Source organism: Singulisphaera acidiphila DSM 18658, assembly GCF_000242455.2.
GTDB lineage: Bacteria > Planctomycetota > Planctomycetia > Isosphaerales > Isosphaeraceae > Singulisphaera > Singulisphaera acidiphila.
In genome coordinates this window covers 1,009,735-1,026,066 of the sequence record NC_019892.1, presented here as the reverse complement: position 1 = coordinate 1,026,066, position 16,332 = coordinate 1,009,735, and the positions used below count along the sequence as shown (strand labels likewise).

14 protein-coding genes are annotated in these 16,332 nt (G+C 61.5%); 3 read left to right on the top strand and 11 right to left on the bottom strand.

Annotated features, from left to right (window positions below):
• Window positions 1–183: 183 nt before the first annotated feature.
• The 7 genes from rplI to SINAC_RS04035 form a co-directional block, all read right to left on the bottom strand.
• Window positions 184–843, bottom strand: coding sequence for a 50S ribosomal protein L9 (gene rplI, locus SINAC_RS04065; protein WP_015244421.1), 660 nt, complete (start codon window positions 841–843; stop codon window positions 184–186).
• A 132-nt stretch (window positions 844–975) separates the two neighbouring features.
• Window positions 976–1,506, bottom strand: coding sequence for a single-stranded DNA-binding protein (locus SINAC_RS04060; RefSeq protein ID WP_015244420.1), 531 nt, complete (start codon window positions 1,504–1,506; stop codon window positions 976–978).
• A 198-nt stretch (window positions 1,507–1,704) separates the two neighbouring features.
• Window positions 1,705–2,112, bottom strand: a complete 408-nt coding sequence (gene rpsF / locus SINAC_RS04055) for a 30S ribosomal protein S6 (RefSeq protein ID WP_015244419.1) — start codon at window positions 2,110–2,112, stop codon at window positions 1,705–1,707.
• Between the two features lie 35 nt (window positions 2,113–2,147).
• The gene (gene pth / locus SINAC_RS04050; RefSeq protein WP_020465911.1) at window positions 2,148–2,729 is read right to left on the bottom strand and encodes an aminoacyl-tRNA hydrolase; all 582 of its coding nucleotides are present in this window, start codon (window positions 2,727–2,729) and stop codon (window positions 2,148–2,150) included.
• A 35-nt stretch (window positions 2,730–2,764) separates the two neighbouring features.
• Window positions 2,765–3,415 (bottom strand): 50S ribosomal protein L25, encoded by a 651-nt coding sequence (locus SINAC_RS04045; protein WP_015244417.1) that lies wholly within the window; start codon window positions 3,413–3,415, stop codon window positions 2,765–2,767.
• A 225-nt stretch (window positions 3,416–3,640) separates the two neighbouring features.
• The gene (locus tag SINAC_RS04040; RefSeq protein WP_244884928.1) at window positions 3,641–4,546 is read right to left on the bottom strand and encodes a cobalamin-binding protein; all 906 of its coding nucleotides are present in this window, start codon (window positions 4,544–4,546) and stop codon (window positions 3,641–3,643) included.
• A 137-nt stretch (window positions 4,547–4,683) separates the two neighbouring features.
• Complete coding sequence (locus SINAC_RS04035; RefSeq protein WP_015244415.1) at window positions 4,684–5,922, bottom strand: M16 family metallopeptidase; 1,239 nt, start codon at window positions 5,920–5,922, stop codon at window positions 4,684–4,686.
• A gap of 1,117 nt (window positions 5,923–7,039) precedes the next feature.
• Here SINAC_RS04035 and SINAC_RS04025 point away from each other — a divergent pair.
• On the top strand, window positions 7,040–8,158 hold the full coding sequence (locus tag SINAC_RS04025; protein WP_015244413.1) for a DUF1559 domain-containing protein: 1,119 nt from the start codon (window positions 7,040–7,042) through the stop codon (window positions 8,156–8,158).
• An 85-nt stretch (window positions 8,159–8,243) separates the two neighbouring features.
• On the top strand, window positions 8,244–8,672 hold the full coding sequence (locus tag SINAC_RS04020) for a hypothetical protein (protein ID WP_015244412.1): 429 nt from the start codon (window positions 8,244–8,246) through the stop codon (window positions 8,670–8,672).
• 153 nt (window positions 8,673–8,825) lie between these two features.
• On the opposite strand, the gene SINAC_RS04015 is transcribed toward SINAC_RS04020, so the two are convergent.
• Window positions 8,826–9,773 (bottom strand): alpha/beta fold hydrolase, encoded by a 948-nt coding sequence (locus tag SINAC_RS04015; protein ID WP_020465913.1) that lies wholly within the window; start codon window positions 9,771–9,773, stop codon window positions 8,826–8,828.
• An 89-nt stretch (window positions 9,774–9,862) separates the two neighbouring features.
• Between SINAC_RS04015 and SINAC_RS04010 the strand changes: the two genes are divergently transcribed.
• Entirely contained in the window at window positions 9,863–11,101 is a 1,239-nt protein-coding gene (locus SINAC_RS04010) for an IS701-like element ISSiac1 family transposase (protein WP_015244411.1), read from the top strand.
• Window positions 11,102–11,370: 269 nt separating this feature from the next.
• On the opposite strand, the gene SINAC_RS04005 is transcribed toward SINAC_RS04010, so the two are convergent.
• From SINAC_RS04005 to SINAC_RS03995, 3 genes are all read right to left on the bottom strand, one after another.
• On the bottom strand, window positions 11,371–12,720 hold the full coding sequence (locus SINAC_RS04005) for a M16 family metallopeptidase (protein ID WP_015244410.1): 1,350 nt from the start codon (window positions 12,718–12,720) through the stop codon (window positions 11,371–11,373).
• 14 nt (window positions 12,721–12,734) lie between these two features.
• Window positions 12,735–13,265 (bottom strand): GNAT family N-acetyltransferase, encoded by a 531-nt coding sequence (locus tag SINAC_RS04000; protein WP_015244409.1) that lies wholly within the window; start codon window positions 13,263–13,265, stop codon window positions 12,735–12,737.
• Between the two features lie 1,011 nt (window positions 13,266–14,276).
• Window positions 14,277–16,271, bottom strand: a complete 1,995-nt coding sequence (locus SINAC_RS03995) for an Nramp family divalent metal transporter (RefSeq protein WP_015244408.1) — start codon at window positions 16,269–16,271, stop codon at window positions 14,277–14,279.
• Window positions 16,272–16,332: the final 61 nt, after the last annotated feature.

Genomic DNA, 16,332 nt, shown 5'->3' with positions numbered 1-16,332 from the left:
CGAGAAGACTTGGCCATCAGAAAAAGGACTGATTCGGGCACCACCCGCGCGCCCGAGACGAAAAGAAGCCCGGCCCCCTCGTCACCGAGAGGACCGGGCTTTCTTATCTCTGGCGAACCCACCGAAGAGCCTGCCGTCTGGGGCAAGACACCTTCGGAAGGGGTCAGGAGCCGAAGGCGGAGATCAAGCGACCGGTTCGTCGGTGTGCGTCGGAACGACCCACAGCTTGACTTCGGTCGTGACGTCCTGCCCGAGGGCGAGCTTGATCGTGTAGAGACCCAACTCCTTCAACGGGCCCTCGATCCGAACGTTTTCGGCTTCGATGGGGAAGTTGTCGGCCTTGAGCGTGGCGGCGATCTGGTCGGCGGTCACCGAGCCGTAGAGGTGCCCCTCGGCGTTGGCGTTGGCCTCGATCGTAACCGAGCGCTGGGCAATCTGGGCGGCCAGGTTCTGAAGGTCGGCCCGGCGGGCGACCTCGAGCTGGTAGAGCCGCTGGCGATGCTTCTCGACGATCCGCAGGTTGTGCGGTGTCGCGAACGTCGCAAGCCCTTGGGGCAAGAGATAGTTGCGGGCGAACCCGGGGCGTACCTTGACCAGGTCGCCGGGCTGGCCGAAGTGGGGGACGGTGTGGGTCAGCAGGATTTCCATGTAGCCGTCTTTGGAACGGGTCGGATGATTCCTGCGTCGTTCGACGCCCGGCTGGCGGACGGTCGGAGTCAGGGTGGTTACCGAAGGCTTGGCATGGGCCGCGGCAGCCGCCGCGGCTTTCTTGGCCTTGGTCGACGCCTTCACTTTGACCTTCGTCTTGGCCTTGGCCGGTTTCTTGTCGGTCATCTTGGCCATCGTGCAATCACTCCTTGGGTGGGGCGTCGCGAGGCGAAGATCATCATCCGCCGCTCGGCCGTTCGTCTTCGACTATCGATCGCTTCCAACACACGAAAAAAAATTCGGGAGAACCCGTCCGACCCACCAAGGTCAGAACGGGATATCCTCATCGTCCGTTTCGGGTTCGGCGGCACGACGGCCCGCCGATTGGCTCGGAGGCGAGTACGGAGCGCGACCGCGCGACTCGGACGAGGCACCCGCAGGACCGCTCCGTCTGGCTTGCGGCTCTCGCGCAGCGGGCGGGGCATAGTCGCTGTCGCCACCACCACCGCCGCCACCTCCGTCGGAACGTCGGTCCAAGAACTGCACCCGGTCGGCGGATACCCGGATCTTCGACCGCTTCTCGCCGGTCGTCTTGTCGTCCCAGGTGTCCATCTTCAGAGCGCCTTCGATGTGGACGCCGCTCCCCTTCTTCAAGTACTGGCAACAATTCTCGGCCTGGCGGTCCCAGACCGTCACGTCGATGAACAGGGTTTCTTCCTTGCGCTCCCCATCCTTACCCGTCCACGTCCGGCTGGTCGCCATCCGTAGGTCCGTGACCGCCGCGCCACTGGGCGTATAGCGCAACTCGGGGTCGAACGTGAGTCGACCCATCAAAAAAACCTTATTCAAGTCGGCCATCGACTGGTCCCTCCCCAGGAGCAACGGCTTGCCGTTCCCAACATGCAGGCGTAAACGGTTGTTCCCTACCAAAAACTACCACATTCCCGTTTCACCCACAAGGATCAAACTGGGACGGTTAAGCTCATCACCGCTTGGGGATTGAACGAGCGAATCCGGTCCGACGGCTCCGTTTCGAGCTGATCCATTCCGCTCGACTCAGTCGTCGCGGCGACGGCGGCGGGGACGGTCGTCCATGTCCTCTTCGCGACGTCCTTCTTCTTCGGCATTGGGCGTCGAGGTCATCGCCTGATTGACCAGGTGGTCGACCAGCTTGGGATGGACCTTGAGGATCAGCTCGCGGAGCACGAAGTCGCTCAGCCGGCAATCGGCGACGATCTCCTTGAGGTTGGCCCCTTCTGCCTTGAAGTAGGTCAGGAGGTACGTCCCCTTCTTGTGGCCGTCGACCGGGTAGGAGAGCCTGCGTTCATCCCACTGGCGGCTGGCGACGATCTCCGATTCATGCTTGGTCAGGATGTCGTGAACATGCTTGACCGAGTCGTCCCAAGAGACGGCGACTTTCGAGCTGTCCAGCAGGAACATCGCCTCGTACGTGTTGACAGGCAAGAGCTTCCCTCCAGGTTGGCAAATAAACTAAGTGGTCAGCCACTCGTGGGCGTTGTTGGTCCGTTGAATCGATTCATGGCGGCGGCCTGTCCCTGGGTTACCCAGACGGCCACGGCCTGCGAGGCTAAGATCAAGGCGTCTTCCACCGCAAGTCGGTCCGCGGTGCGGAACCGGCTCAGGACGAAGTCGGCGGCATCGACGGGTCCGCGCTCACCGATCCCAATCCGAAGCCGGGCATAGTTTTCCGACCCGAGCTGGGCCGTGATATCACGGAGCCCCTTCTGACCGCCATCCGACCCTCCCCCCCGGATCCTCAACTTCCCCAAGGGTAGGTTCAGGTCGTCGCAAACCACGAGCAGGTCGGCCAACTCAAGCTTGTAGAACCGCAAGGCTTGGGCGACCGACCGCCCGCTCAGATTCATGAACGTCTCGGGTTTCAGGAGCAGTACCCGGTGGAAGTCGATTTCCGACTCGGCCAGCAAGCCGTCGAACTTCCGGGTAAAGGTCGCTCCCGATCCCCCTTTGGCGAGGCGGTCGACCACCTCGAAGCCGATGTTGTGCCGGGTCCCCTCGTACTTGCTTCCGGGGTTGCCCAGCCCGACCACCAGTTTCCGCATTCCCTAAAACCCCGACACGGCCAGGAAAGTCGGGATCATTCGTCCTTCTCACGGCGCTCCGGCTTGATTACCTCGGGCTGCGTGAGGCTCTCACCGTCGCCGGGCGTGCTCGTCTCGGCCTGTGCGCTCCGTGAGACGACGTGGACCAAGGTCAGCTCAGGCTCGGCGTTGACCTTCACCCCTTCGGGCAGGATCAAGTCGCGAACGTGAATGCTCTGCCCCAGGTGCAGGTTGCTCACGTCGACCCGGATCGAGTCCGGAATCGCGTTGGCGCGGCAGGTCACCTCGACGGCGTGCACCGGTTGCTCGAGCACACCCCCTTCGCTGACGCCGGGCGACGTCCCCCGCAACTCGAGCTTGACCTCGGTCTCGATCGACTCGTCAGCGTTCACGCGGGCGAAGTCGAGATGGATAATTTCCTTGCCGAGGTGATCCCACTGGATGTCACGGACGATCACCGTCTCGGTCGCCCCATTCACGCTCAATTCGGCGAGGTGGGTGGACTTTTTGATCATGTCCCAGACGGATGCCCGTGCGAGCGAGATCGGCAAGGGGTCTTGCTTGTGTCCGTAGATAATCGCCGGGATCTGCCCGTTCGCTCGCAACCGTCGCGAGACTCTCGAGCCTGTCCCTTTGTTCTTCGCGGGATCCCGCGCCTCGACCGCAATCTTGACTGCGTCCGCCATAAGTCGCCTGTGCCTGACCCCGCCACGAGGTCCCCAGAGAAGCGAAATCAGAAAATAAAGGGGCCGGGCCCGAGGGAAATCCGGTCCCCTCACCGCCACGGAACATACCCAGAAATCGGAAATACGGCCGATGCAGGCCGCGCATCGAGCGATTATGCCGATGCCCCCGGCCTCATTCAAGAGGAAACACGCGACTTTTCGCGATTGGCTTCCCCTGCGCGACACTCAAAGTGCCGGAAGACGCCGCCAGCCTGCCACAGGAGCCAGGTCACCGCAAGCCTCCGGGTCGATCGCGGCCGCAGCGATCTTGAGGCTCGACTCGAGCCGAGGGCCCGGCCTCGAGAAATAGGCGGAGCCGTCCACCAAGGTCACACCTCCGCTCCGAACGGCCTCGAGCCGGGTCCACTCCGGACGCGCCTGGAGCTCAGTCAGTTCCTGCTCGGTCCGTTCGATCGTGAACCCACAAGGGGAGAGGACGATCAATTCGGGATCGGCATCGGCGACCTCGCCCCAGGAGAGCCGGCGCGAGCGCTGGCCCGCCTCGCCGAGCACTTCGACCCCGCCGGCAAGCGCCACGATCTCGGGGTTCCAGTGACCGGAAGAGAAGGGGGGGTCGAACCACTCCAGGACGAGCACCCTGCGTAACGGTCGCCCCTGGCGACGGCGAGCGATCACAGCGGCGGTCGCATCGAACCGGGCGACAAGAGACTCCGCCGCTTCGACCGCCCCCAGCAGAACGCCTATCCGACGGAACATCGCGTCCAGGTCGGCCAGACAGGTCGGGTTGACGCTTTCGACCCAGGGGGCGGTGGCCAGTCCAGCGGCGACCCGCCGCACGGTCGCCTCGTTGACCGCACAGACGTCACATTGCTCCTGGGTCAGGATCAGGTCAGGGCGAAGCTGAGCCAACACGTCGCCGTCCAGGTCGTAGAGACTCCCCCCTTGCTCGACGACCGCCGCATCAATCGCGGCGCTCGAGGCCGTCGCCGCGATCCGACTTCGGGTCAGGTGCGGCAACCGCTCGACTCCTGCCGGGTAGTCACACTCGTGGGTGACCCCGACGAGGTCGACACGACGGCCCAAAGCGCAGACCAGCTCAGTCAAGGAGGGGAGCAGGCTCACGATCCGCATGGGGGAGTACCCGCCGGCCACGTTCTTTTGCATTCTGGAAGGGGAGACCGTATGTGCCACGCAATCGGCAATCGACGGTCGCCCCTTCGGGACTACCTACAAGCAGGAAGGGACACGTCCTCGACACCGCTTTCATTTTACTCCGGAGCGTGCACGTCCGTCGTCGGTCCGACCGAGACGATGGTCATCGGCAGCAGGGGCCACTCGGCCAGGATGCGGCGAAGGTCGTCGAGCGTGACGCGGGAGAAGGCCTCGAGCTCCTGGGCGACGGAGAGGTACTCGCGGCGGTAGGTCCAGTGGAAGCCGAGTGAGGCGAGCCGCCCCATCGGACGCTCGCTTCGGAGCACCGAGCGGGCGAGGACCTTGTTCTTGGCCTGGGTCAGCTCTTCCTCGGTAATCCCCTCGGCCGTGGCGGCCCGGTAGACCTCGCTGATCCGGCCGAGGTTGGCCTGGGTCTCGCCGGGGTCGCAGCTCAAGAAGGTGAAGAGAGCGCCCGCCTGGTTATAGTCCTGATAAGAGACCTCGACGCCGTCGGCATAACCGGGGTCGATCAAGGTCCAGTAAAGGCGAGACCCGGTGTGGTCGCCCAGGACCGTCGCCAGGAGTTGAGCGGCATAGCGGTCGCTGCTCTCGAGCGGGGGGGCATCGCCGACGCCGATGATCGTCTGCTGCTGGTCCTCGGCGCGGAGGATGGCCTGGAACGACCCGGTCCCACGAGGCGGAACGGCCTGCCGGGTGATTTGCCCCCCTTGCCAGCCGCCACAGTGAGCCTTGGCCAGAGCCACCACCTGATCCCAGTCCGTCTTGCCGGCGAACGCCAGGACGATGTTCGACGGGCTGTAGCGCTGGGCGAAATAGTGGCGCATCTGGTCGACCTTCAAGTCGGTGATCGACTCGATCGTACCGAGAATGCTCTGCCCGAGCGGGTGCGGGCCGAAGTGCGCGGCCTTGGCGGCCTCGTAGGCGACCGACATCGGGTTATCCAGATACATCCGGATTTCCTCGATGATCACCTGCTTCTCGGTATCGAAATCTTCCTCGGCGAGGTTGGGTCGAAGAATGTCCGAGAGGACGTCGAAAGCCTGCGGCAAATACTCGGGCAGGCAGGTGACGTGGTAGAAGGTGTCCTCCTCCGACGTCTGCGCGTTGTGCTTGGCCCCCACCCGGTCGAAGTCACGGTTGACCGCCAGGGCGTCGCGCCTCGGGGTTCCCTTGAAAACCATGTGCTCGAGAAAGTGCGAAACCCCGGCAACCTCGGTCGACTCATCGCGGCTCCCCGCCTTGACGAAAAAGCCTGAGGCGACCGAGTGTGCCTGATCGTTCACCTCGGCGATGACCCGCAGACCGTTATCGAGAACCGTGTGGTGGAATTGCATGAGTCGTGGCTCGTCCAAAGAAAAAAGCCGGCAACAAGTTGCGCCTGCTCAACGTGCGCCCGTAAAACAGGTTGGAGCGACCGCATTTCAAGTCAACCCTGAGGGACGCCCACGTTCAGTGCAGGGTCCGTTATCTCGTGAAATCCAGGGAATTCCCCCTCGACGCCAGGCGGCTCGAATCGCGGAACCACTGCCCTCACTATTATTCTACGCAGCATCGCCTGTTCGTCGACGTAACTCAAGAGCGAGTTGTCGGTCTCGACCAAAACCAAAAGCGGTAGACGTCCCGACTGTCCAGGCATTCCGCAAACTCAGGAACCGTTCAGGCGACAACCTCACCACCCAATGCTCGAAAACATCATTCCCGTTCGGGCCGCCGGTTCCTTATTCGCACTCGGCGAGATGCTGGCACGGCCATAGCTCAGCGCCGTTACAAGACATAACATCGCGTTTACAAATTCGCCTTCGTTTACGCAACGAGTTAGCCCCCCTCCTCCGAAACTTGTCGAACCCCCGAAACCATTCCCGTCCATCCTAACGAATTAAACCTACAGATGTCGCTAACATGGCTGAGGTTAGGCAAAATTCCTCGGAGAAAATTTTCAACAAAAACGCGGCCACTAACACCTTGAATTCTGGAAGGTGATATTCTATATTTCCGAAGAGATTAATGCTTGAGGTAAGACCATTCATTCGTTGATTCGAATGATTCATTCAAAGCTAACAAAATTGCTTTCTCTTGATGAACATTTTGATTCTGAGCATTCAACCTCGTAGAAGGAGTTGGGACGAGACCGTAGTCAGCTGGCTCTCTTGAACAGAGCCCGCCTTCTGGCTTTCCGGCTCGGCTCTCCCTAGCCGAGCCGTGGATCTTCTCTCCTGCTGTCATTCCCCCCCCAAAGTTAAGTGATCGGCCTGAAGTTTCTTTCCTTGGGTCAAACTGAGATCTCGAATCGCTTTCGAGGTGTGTCTCTGCTGCGCCCTGAGAGATCTCTTGCCAATCGCGTCATTTCATCCGTCTGGCAACTGCTTCCTCTCGAAATCTCCTGATTCTCGAAAGAGACAGACGCAGTACGTCCGACCACTTCACCGCTTCGCCCCTCCCGGAGAGTTTCCCATGAGACGTATTCGTGGTGGATTCACGCTCATCGAATTACTCGTCGTCATCGCGATCATCGCCGTGCTCATTGCATTGTTACTTCCGGCCGTTCAGGCAGCCCGTGAGGCCGCGCGTCGGTCCCAATGCGTAAACAACCTGAAACAACTCGGGCTGGCGTCCTTGAACTTTGAGTCCACGAACTCCACGCTTCCACCGGATTGGGCCCCGTTTCCTTATGCGGCCGTCACGACCGCCAATCCCTGCCCCAATGCTGCCAGCCGAGCCAATGTGCTCGCCTATCTGATGCAGTATCTCGAGCAGGGCGCTCTGTTCAACACGTGGAATTTCGCGCTCGATGCCAATAATGACCGAGCGAATGAGACCGCCCGCATCACACAGGTGGCCACGTATCTCTGCCCATCGGACCCAGGGAGCGGAAACGTCGTCAACAGTGCCATCTCCACCGGCGGATCCTCCGCCAACATCGGCCGAACGAACTACTACGCGAGCATCGGCGGCACGGCCGCCCAGGCTTACGGCATCGGCTCAATGTGCGCGGGGTTCCCGCCGCTTCAAGAGACGAATACTGTTTTTCTTGGCATATTCAATGTCACGTTTGACACAAGTCAAGCACAGTACCTCGCCGGAACGACACAGCCGAATCCCGCCTACAATGCAGCCCGTGGCACTTCCATGGCCACGATCATCGACGGCACCTCCAACACAGCCATGTTCTCGGAGATCAGACAGGCTCGCTATGCGGGCGCCTCCAGCGCTCCTGCCGCGGCGAATCGGATCCCAATCGACACGATCTACTACACAAGCTCGTTCACGCTCCAAGCGGTTCCCGTTTGCACCAGCGGTTTGATCTACTACCGCGGACTCCAATACTACCGCTTCATTCCCGAGACGACGAATTACTCCCACACCGTGCCTCCCAACTGGACCGGAAATGACTGTGGTGACCTCACCATCTGGGCCAATCACCTGGCCGCGCGTAGCTACCACTCTGGAGGAGTCAACGCGGTATTCGCCGACGGATCGGTGCGATTCATGAAGAGTTCAATCAACATCGCCACCTGGTCGGCCCTGGGAACCCGAGCGGGCAACGAAGTCATCAGCGCGGATTCCTACTAATCGTTACCGGCACAATGCTCAGACGTGGACCCGGCCTGGACCGGCCGGGTCCACTTCCGCTTTCAACTGTCTTGGAGCCGCTGAGATGATTCGAGCCATCGGTGCGATCGTAATTATGGGAACGTTGATAGGGATCACGTCTGGCTGCGGTGCAGGGGCAAGTACACCGAGTAGTACGACAGCAGGCACGGAATCCTTTCAGCATAATACGTTGAGCGAAGTCGCCGAACTTCTCACCATCCAGAAGGATGATGCCAAGAAGCCGCCTCAAAACGCCACGGCGTTTCAAAAGTACCGGGTTGGCTTCCCCAACGGCTTCAAGTCCATCTCCGATGGAGATGTCGTTGTCGTCTGGGGAGCAACAATCCAGGATGGAGCCTCGGACAAGGTGATCGCCTACGAAAAACAAACCCCCGAATTGGGAGGTTTCGTCCTCATGCAGGACGGAACGACGATCAAAAAAATGACGGCGGACCAGTTTAAGTCCGCCTCGAAAGCGGCCGGAGCGAAATGAGATCGGGCGCTCAATCTCACTCACCATGAATCGACGAGACACACGGCACGGGAGAAGAGGAAGAACAGGCTCGAGTCATTGAAACCAGGATTTATCCGAAATCGCATGCTGCCGCCGTGCCGTGCTTCGTACGGCTCAAGCCCTTATTGAGACTCAGCCAGCGAGGACTTCCTTCAACGTCTCGTCAATAAGTTGGATATCGACGGGATTCACCCCACCACCCGCGAAGTGGCCCCAAACTCCAGGCATCCGGCGGCAGATAGCATTAGGCATATATTCTACTTCCCACTCGTTGTCTTCGGGTGGGAAGTAGAGATCGATCTCGGGCGAGAGCACGATGGCCCGCGCCTTGATGGCGCCGAGTGCTTTTTTGAAGTCACCGGCGAAGACCGGGTTGGCGCTGATGTCAGCGTGCTGCCAGGTCCAGAGCATCGCGAGCAGGTTATTGGCGTCCTTCTTGAGGAAGAAGCCCTCCCAGTAGCTCACCAGGAAATCCTCCAGCGACGAGAAATCGAGCGTGCGCCAGAGTTCCTGCCGGTAGAAGGGCTGCGAGAAACCCCAGCCGGCATAGACGCGGGCGAAGGCACGGAGGCCTTTGGTCGGCGGTTTTTCATACCAACCTTCCGCAAACGCCGCATCGGCTTTCAGCGCCGCCTTGACCCCCTCCAGAAACACGAAGTTATGCGGTGAAGTCTTCGCCGAGCCCGCGAACGGGACAATCCGTTCCACCATCTCCGGATAGAGCGCTCCCCATTGAAAGGTCTGCTGCGCCCCCATCGACCAACCGACCACGAGCTTGACCTTCGAGATGCCCCAGACCTCGGTGATCAAGCGGTGTTGCAGCGTCACATTGTCATAGAGCGTGATCTCGGGAAAGCGGGCCTGGTTGTACGGCTCGGGCGTGTTGCTCGGCGATGAGGATAAGCCATTGCCCAACGCGCTCGGAACGACGATGAAGTACTTGCCCGGGTCGAGCGCCATCCCCGGGCCGATCAACCACTCGTTCTCTTGATGCTGCCCCGAGTACCAGGTCGGGTAGACGATCACGTTGTCCCGCGCGGCGTTGAGCGTGCCGTAAGTCTTGTAGCTGGTATTTTGCAAACTGGTCCGCGGCAGCGTTAAAATAGGTAGACGAGGCTCGAGTTTTGCCCAAATTGCTCTGGCGCAGTTGGACTGCGGAGCATCGGCTTATGCCTGGAATTATCGAATTTCCCAAGCTGGTCGAAGCCGCCCTGACCCAGCACGGCGACCTCTTCGCCAATGAGTGCCAACGTCGTCACTTCGCCGAGTACCTCACCGGCCTGTTCGTCGCCGACCGGAAAACCGTCCTCGGCATTCATGACGAGTTCGCCCAGACCACCGACCAATCCTGCCTCAATCGCTTCCTCACCGCCGCCCAGTGGGACCCCGAGACGCTCAACGATCGAAGGCTCGAGCAACTCCAGAAGGAGCCCTCCACTCGCTACAGCGTTCAGGGCGTCATCCCGATCGACAATACTCTCGTCGATCGGGACGGGATGCTGATTCCCGACGCCAACTGGTTCTGGGACCACACCGAAGAGCGGAACAAGATCGCCCAGGACTATCTCTTCGTCAACTACGTCTGCACCAGCGGCAAGCACTACCCCCTGGAGTTCCGGCTCTTCCGCAAGCAAGAGGTCTGCGAAGCCTTGGACGAGCCGTTCCGCAACCATACCGCCTTGTGCTGCGAGCTGATCGATTGGGTCTGCGAGCGGGGAATCCCCGGCGACTTCGCCATGGACTGCTACTTCACCAACGCCGAGGTCCTCAACCACATTGATGGGAAGCAGGATCGGTTGGGACGGCCCCACGGTTACGTGGGCGATCTCAAGACCAACCGCAAGTTGGAGTGGAAGGGGGGGATCCTCAAGGCCAACGAGTTGGCGGCGTCGATCCCGGTGGAGGACCGCAAAGCGATGAGGATCGGCGACCGTCGCCAGTGGTACTTCACGGTGACGGTCCGAATCCCCGGGGTGAACCACAAGGTGCGGATTGTCATCCTCTGGCACTACCGCAACGACGGGACGTGCTGCAAGATCCTGGTGACGAATCGGATTACCTGGGAGGTGAGTCGGATCGTGCGGGTGTACCGCCATCGCTGGACAGGCACGGAGACGTTCCATCGGGACGGCAAGCAACAACTCGGGTTGGGTGACTGTCAGTTGCGTGATGTCCAGGGCCAGACCCGGCATATGTACCTGGTCATGCTGGCGTACAGTCTGCTCATGAGCGAGTTGAAGCAGGGTCGTGCGAAGGAGTGGGCACTCCATCGGCTGATGACCATCGGCGAGGCCTGTCGGGCGATGACGAGGGAAGCCCTGCGGACGACGCTCTCGTGGGCGATCGAGCAAGTCACGCAATTTGAGCAACCCTATGAACATGTCGTGGCTCAGCTGGGGTTATCCTGACTTTGCAAAACACCAGTTGTAGGCGAGTTTCGCGTCACGGAGCGTGGCTCCGCGCTGCAAGGAGACGTGACCTAACTCGAAGATCTGGTAGTCCATGAGCCATCCCTCAAGAGAGGACAGAGGACGCTTTTCACCAATTCTTCCGGCTTTCTCCGGCCTTTCCTGGAATCGCGGACGCCCCGCCCGCAATTCATTCACATAAAATCAAATAAATTAAATTGCGAGCGGGGCGCACGCAGTCCCAGAGGGGGGAGGAGAACGGTCCCGGCTCAGGCGTCTTGCTTGGGCAAGTCCAGGGCGTTAGGGCCGAGGGTCAGGATGGTCAGGTCGTTGGCGGCTTGACTGGCGGCGTAGTCGCTGACGGACTCAGGGGTCAAGGCGTCGAGGGCCGAGGAGATCTCGCCAATCGAGCGGACGCGGCCGAGGTGGAACCAGTCGGAGGCCAGGGAACCCGAGCGGCTCATGCTCGACTCTTGCGCCATGACCAGTGAGCTCTTCAGGCCGGCGCGCATCGTCTCGAGCTCTTCGAGTTCGACGCCCGAGCTGCCCAGGCGCTCAACTTCGGCGAGGGTCACGTCGAGCGTCTGCTGGGCGCGGTCGGCCGAGGTGCCGGCATAGCAGAGGATGGCGGCCCGGTCGCGCTGGCTCTCGTAGCTGGCATAGACCGAGTAGCAGAGTCCGCGCTTCTCGCGGACCTCGGTGAAGAGCCGAGCCGACGAATAGCCGCCGAGGATCGCCGCAGCCGCGCGAGCGCGGTAGTAGTCGGGGCTGGCGACCGTGGCTGTCGGATAGGCCAGGGCGATCTGAATCTGCTGCGTCTCGCGGAGGATGTGGTCGCGGAGCGGGCCGGTCGGCCGTTCCTGCACGACCGGTTCGAGCCGAGGTTCCCAGCCGCCGAAGAGTCGGCCGACGGCCTCGCGGAGCACCGGCCAGTCGATGGCACCGGCCACCCCGAGAATGGCACCGTTGGGGCGGTAGGCGAGGGTGTGAAAAGCGCGAAGCTCATCGGGCGAAAGCGCGGAGACCCCTTCGGGAGTCCCAGGCGCGGGGCGTCCCCAGGGGTCGGGGAAATGCCGGCGGCGCAGCTCGTAGATGACCTTGGTGCCGGGGTCGTCCTCCAAGCTCCGCAGGTTCTGCAGCGCCAAAGCGCGGATCGGCTCGATCTCCTCATCGTCGAGGTGGGGGCGAAGCACGATATCGGCGAAGAGTTCGAGGGCCGGGATCAGGTTGCGTCCGAGCGTGGCGGCGGCGATGCTGGTGTGTAGGGTCTGGGCGCTCTCGCCATGGTTGACCCCGAGGTTGTCGAGCGCCGAGAGCAACTCACGGCTGTCGCGTTCTCCCGCGCCTCGGGTGATCCACTCCGAGAGCATCGAGGCCGCGCCCCCTCGGTCGGCCGCCTCGTAAGCGGCCCCCGCCGGCAGCAGCAACGTGAACGCGGCCGACTGAACGCCGGGCATCGCCTCGGCGATCAGGACCAGCCCGTTGGGATAAGTATGTTGCGCGATCGAAGGAGCGTCGGGCACGGCGACCTCGGGAACAGTCAGACGGACGTCGGGGCGGTCCGTCCGCCCCGTTTCGGAGTTGCCTTGACGATACCCGACCTGAGCCGTCCTAGCCACGGCTCTCGCGCCGATCAGCCGTCAACAGCTTTGTAAAGCGTTTTCGCCCGCCGAAAACCGACCGCGCGATAGAGGCGGACCGCCGCGCTATTCTCGGCAGTCACCTCAAGGTAGGCCCGCCGCAAACCGGCCTGGTAGAAACCCTCGAGGGCTTGCCGGACCAGCGATTGGCCGAGTCCCTTGCCACGATACTCGGGGACCACCCCTATGTTTTGAATGGCGCCGATCGGCCCGCGGTCCATCACCCCTTGGACCGTGCCGACAAAGCCATCGGGGCTTGAGATCAACCACGTGGCGGCTGACAAAAAGCCCGGCTTGCGGCGAATCTCTCGCATCAGGCGCTGACAGCCGTGGCGGTCTCCCAGACAGGGGAAGACGCACGCGTCGATTTCGCCCCGGAAACTGAGATACTTGACCTCGGCGTGTTGGTCGACCAGCGACTCCTCCCACTGCGTCCAGGTGAACGGGGGAAGCAGCACGGGTGGAGTCAACGAGCCATCAAGGTCGATCTCCATCCGGAACCGTTTGTAATACGTGATCGCCATCGCGTCTTATACGGTCCGAACGCGGCCCACTAACTTTCGAAGCTACCTCAACAAAGCGTCTCTGCATTCCGCATAATTCTAAATCGCACCTCATGCCCCGGTCAACGTGTCGGCTCCTCAAGCCGAGGATGAATTCCAAAGGACGCGATCTCGCCAAGGAAAAAGCCAGTCGAGACGAACTCACAAAAGAGCATTGAGCATCGTGTAGAGCCCAATCAAGCACGCGGCGAGGAGCAGCGACAGAACGACAACACGAGGGCTAAGAATGTCGCCCGCGGTCGTGACTCCCGACTCCCCCCCCAAAGGTTCCGATCTTCTCGATTCGGACCGTCTCTCTCGATGGACAGTCCGCGCGGACCTCGAGCCGTTGTGTCCGCCACTTCCATGCCCGCGCCGCACGAACCAACGCTCCAATGACTCCGAGCAATGTGGGCAAAGCGTGAGTACAGGATGTGCCGCTTGCAACGGCCCCGACTCGATCACGATTCGCGCCGAAACCTCGCGAATTGAGTCCTTGCATCGGCCACAGCGGTCGCCAGCTTCATGGCTCGACGTGGGAGGAGAAGCAAGGGATGAGCTCTGAACCATGTCTCCCTCAAACCGAGAACAAGCCCGCTGACAGGGGAAGGGAGGGCCGATCGCTTGCGATCAACCCAACACTCACTCAATTAGCAAGTTCCTGACCATGCTAGATTCGGGCCAATCCCCAACCTGACTTTCAACAAATCTTCTAAAACAAAAAGATGACCCAAGCTTCAAGCAACTAGAGGTCGCCTACAATAGCTTTCATCGAGCTCAAAATAGACTCACGATTCGACAGATCGTTTTGCTTTCCTAGACCCAACAGACGACTCAGTTTAAATGAACCGTTCCAGGGTGGAGGGCAACCGAGGACTAGTATGGTGCATCCGGTAGCATTCGTTGACGTTGAGCCAAGCGGCCAAAAAGTCGCACGACCGGTCTGAATATCCGAACTTACCGGATGCGCCACGAAACAAAGGCAGCGAGGGATTAGTTCGACGGTGTAGTGCCAAGCTGGGATTCTGGAGAAAGGATTGGCTTGACGGCGTCAGACGAAGCGGACCCGCGATCGGGGCGAGCAATGAGCATCGGAATTCCCAGGCCGTGACGGACCTTGTCGACAGTCTGCCCAAAGAGCAGGTCACGGACCAGGCCGTGGCCGTGCGATCCGACGACCAGGAGGTCGACCGGCTCCTGCTTCAGTTGCCGGACCAGGAGCGCCGCACGATCGGGGCCGTGGAGCAGAACGGAGCGGGCCGTGTACCCCCGGTCGCCCAGCATCCGGACGACTTCGGCGAGATAGCGAAGGTCGCCGGCCGTTTCGCGATCGGCCGTGTCGTCACCGTAGACCTGGCTCATCGGCGTATCGACGACGTGGAGCAGAACCAGGTCGGTCTCGCCGGCGCGAGCCAAGCTGAGGGCCCTGTTGAGGATCTCGGCGTCGGCCTGATCATGCTCGAGCGCGACTCCGATCGTCTCCAAGGGCCGGTGGCGAACCATATCGCCCCAGTCCAGTTCGACAGTCGGCGCAGGGGACCAGGCGGGAGAGGGACGGATCCAGGGCTTGAGCGTTACCCAGATCAAGAGGGCGATCACCGCTGCAGTCAGGCTATAGAGAGCGGCGCCCAGGATCCAGGAGAGCGGAAGCGGCCCAACCGTCCGTCCCGACGCCGCCGCCAGTTCCACCCAGTCGCCGATCTGGTCGAAGACGAGTTTGCCGTTGAGGGTGACGATGATTGCGGCCGTCAGCCAGGCCAGGATCTTGCCCCACCAGGGCGTGGCGAACACCCCCATGTTCTTGCGGCTCGAGGTGAAGTGGATCAACGGGATCACCGCAAACGAAAGTTGCAGGCTGAGGATCACCTGGCTGAGGACGAGCAACTGCTGGGTCGAGCCTTCCCCGACGAAAAAGATAACCAGGACGGCCGGGGTCAGGGCGATCAAGCGGGTCGTCAAGCGACGGAGCCAGGGGGCGATCCGCAAATGGAGGTAACCCTCCATGACAATTTGGCCGGCCAGCGTGCCCGTCAAGGTCGAACTCTGCCCTGCGCAGAGCAGGGCGATCCCAAACAGGATCGGGGCCCAGGAGCCAAGAAAGGACGGCAGCAGCTTGTGCGCTTCCTCAATGCTGGCGACCTCGAGCCCATTCTTGAAGAAGACCGCAGCGCTGAGGATCAGGATGGCGGCATTGACGAAGAAGGCCGCGTTCAGGGCGATCGCCGAGTCGATCAGGTTGAAGCGGCAGGCATCCGCCTTACTCGCCGTGCTGGAACCGATCTGCCTCGATTGCACGAGCGCCGAGTGCAAGTAGAGGTTGTGCGGCATGACCGTCGCCCCCAGGATCCCGATCGCGACGAACAAAGCTCCGGAAGGCAGGCTCGGACGGAGACCGCCGAGCATGGCCCCCGCATCGGGCCGGGCCATGAAGATCTGGATCAGGAAGCAGGCCCCGATCGTCGCCACCAGGACGAGGATGATCGCCTCCATCTTCCGCATCCCGAACCGCTGGAGCCAGAGCAGCAGGAAGGTGTCAAACGCCGTGATCGCGCACCCCCAAAGCAACGGCATCCCGAAGAGCAGTTTCAGGGCGATGATCGTGCCCAAAACCTCCGCCAGGTCGGTCGCGGCGATCGCCACCTCGGCCAGGATCCAGAGCATGAAGTTGACCCGGCGCGAGTACTCTGCGCGGCAGGCCTGCGCCAGGTCATGGCCGGTCACCACCCCCAGCCGCGCAGAGAGCGTCTGCAAGAGCACGGCCATCAGGTTCGACATCAACAAGACCCAGATCAGCGCATAGCCAAACCGCGCGCCCCCCTCCAGGTCTGTCGCCCAGTTGCCCGGGTCCATATACCCCACACTCACCAGATACGCCGGCCCCATGAACGCGAAGAGCCGCTTGAGCGGATTCCGCTGCGCCACCGAGACCGAACCATGCACCTCCTCCAGCGACCGACGCTCTCCTCCCCCCTCCGTCACGCTCGCCATCATCCTGTATCCTTCGTATTTGAATCACGGAAAAACGAAATTTCGAACCTTGGCGAACTTT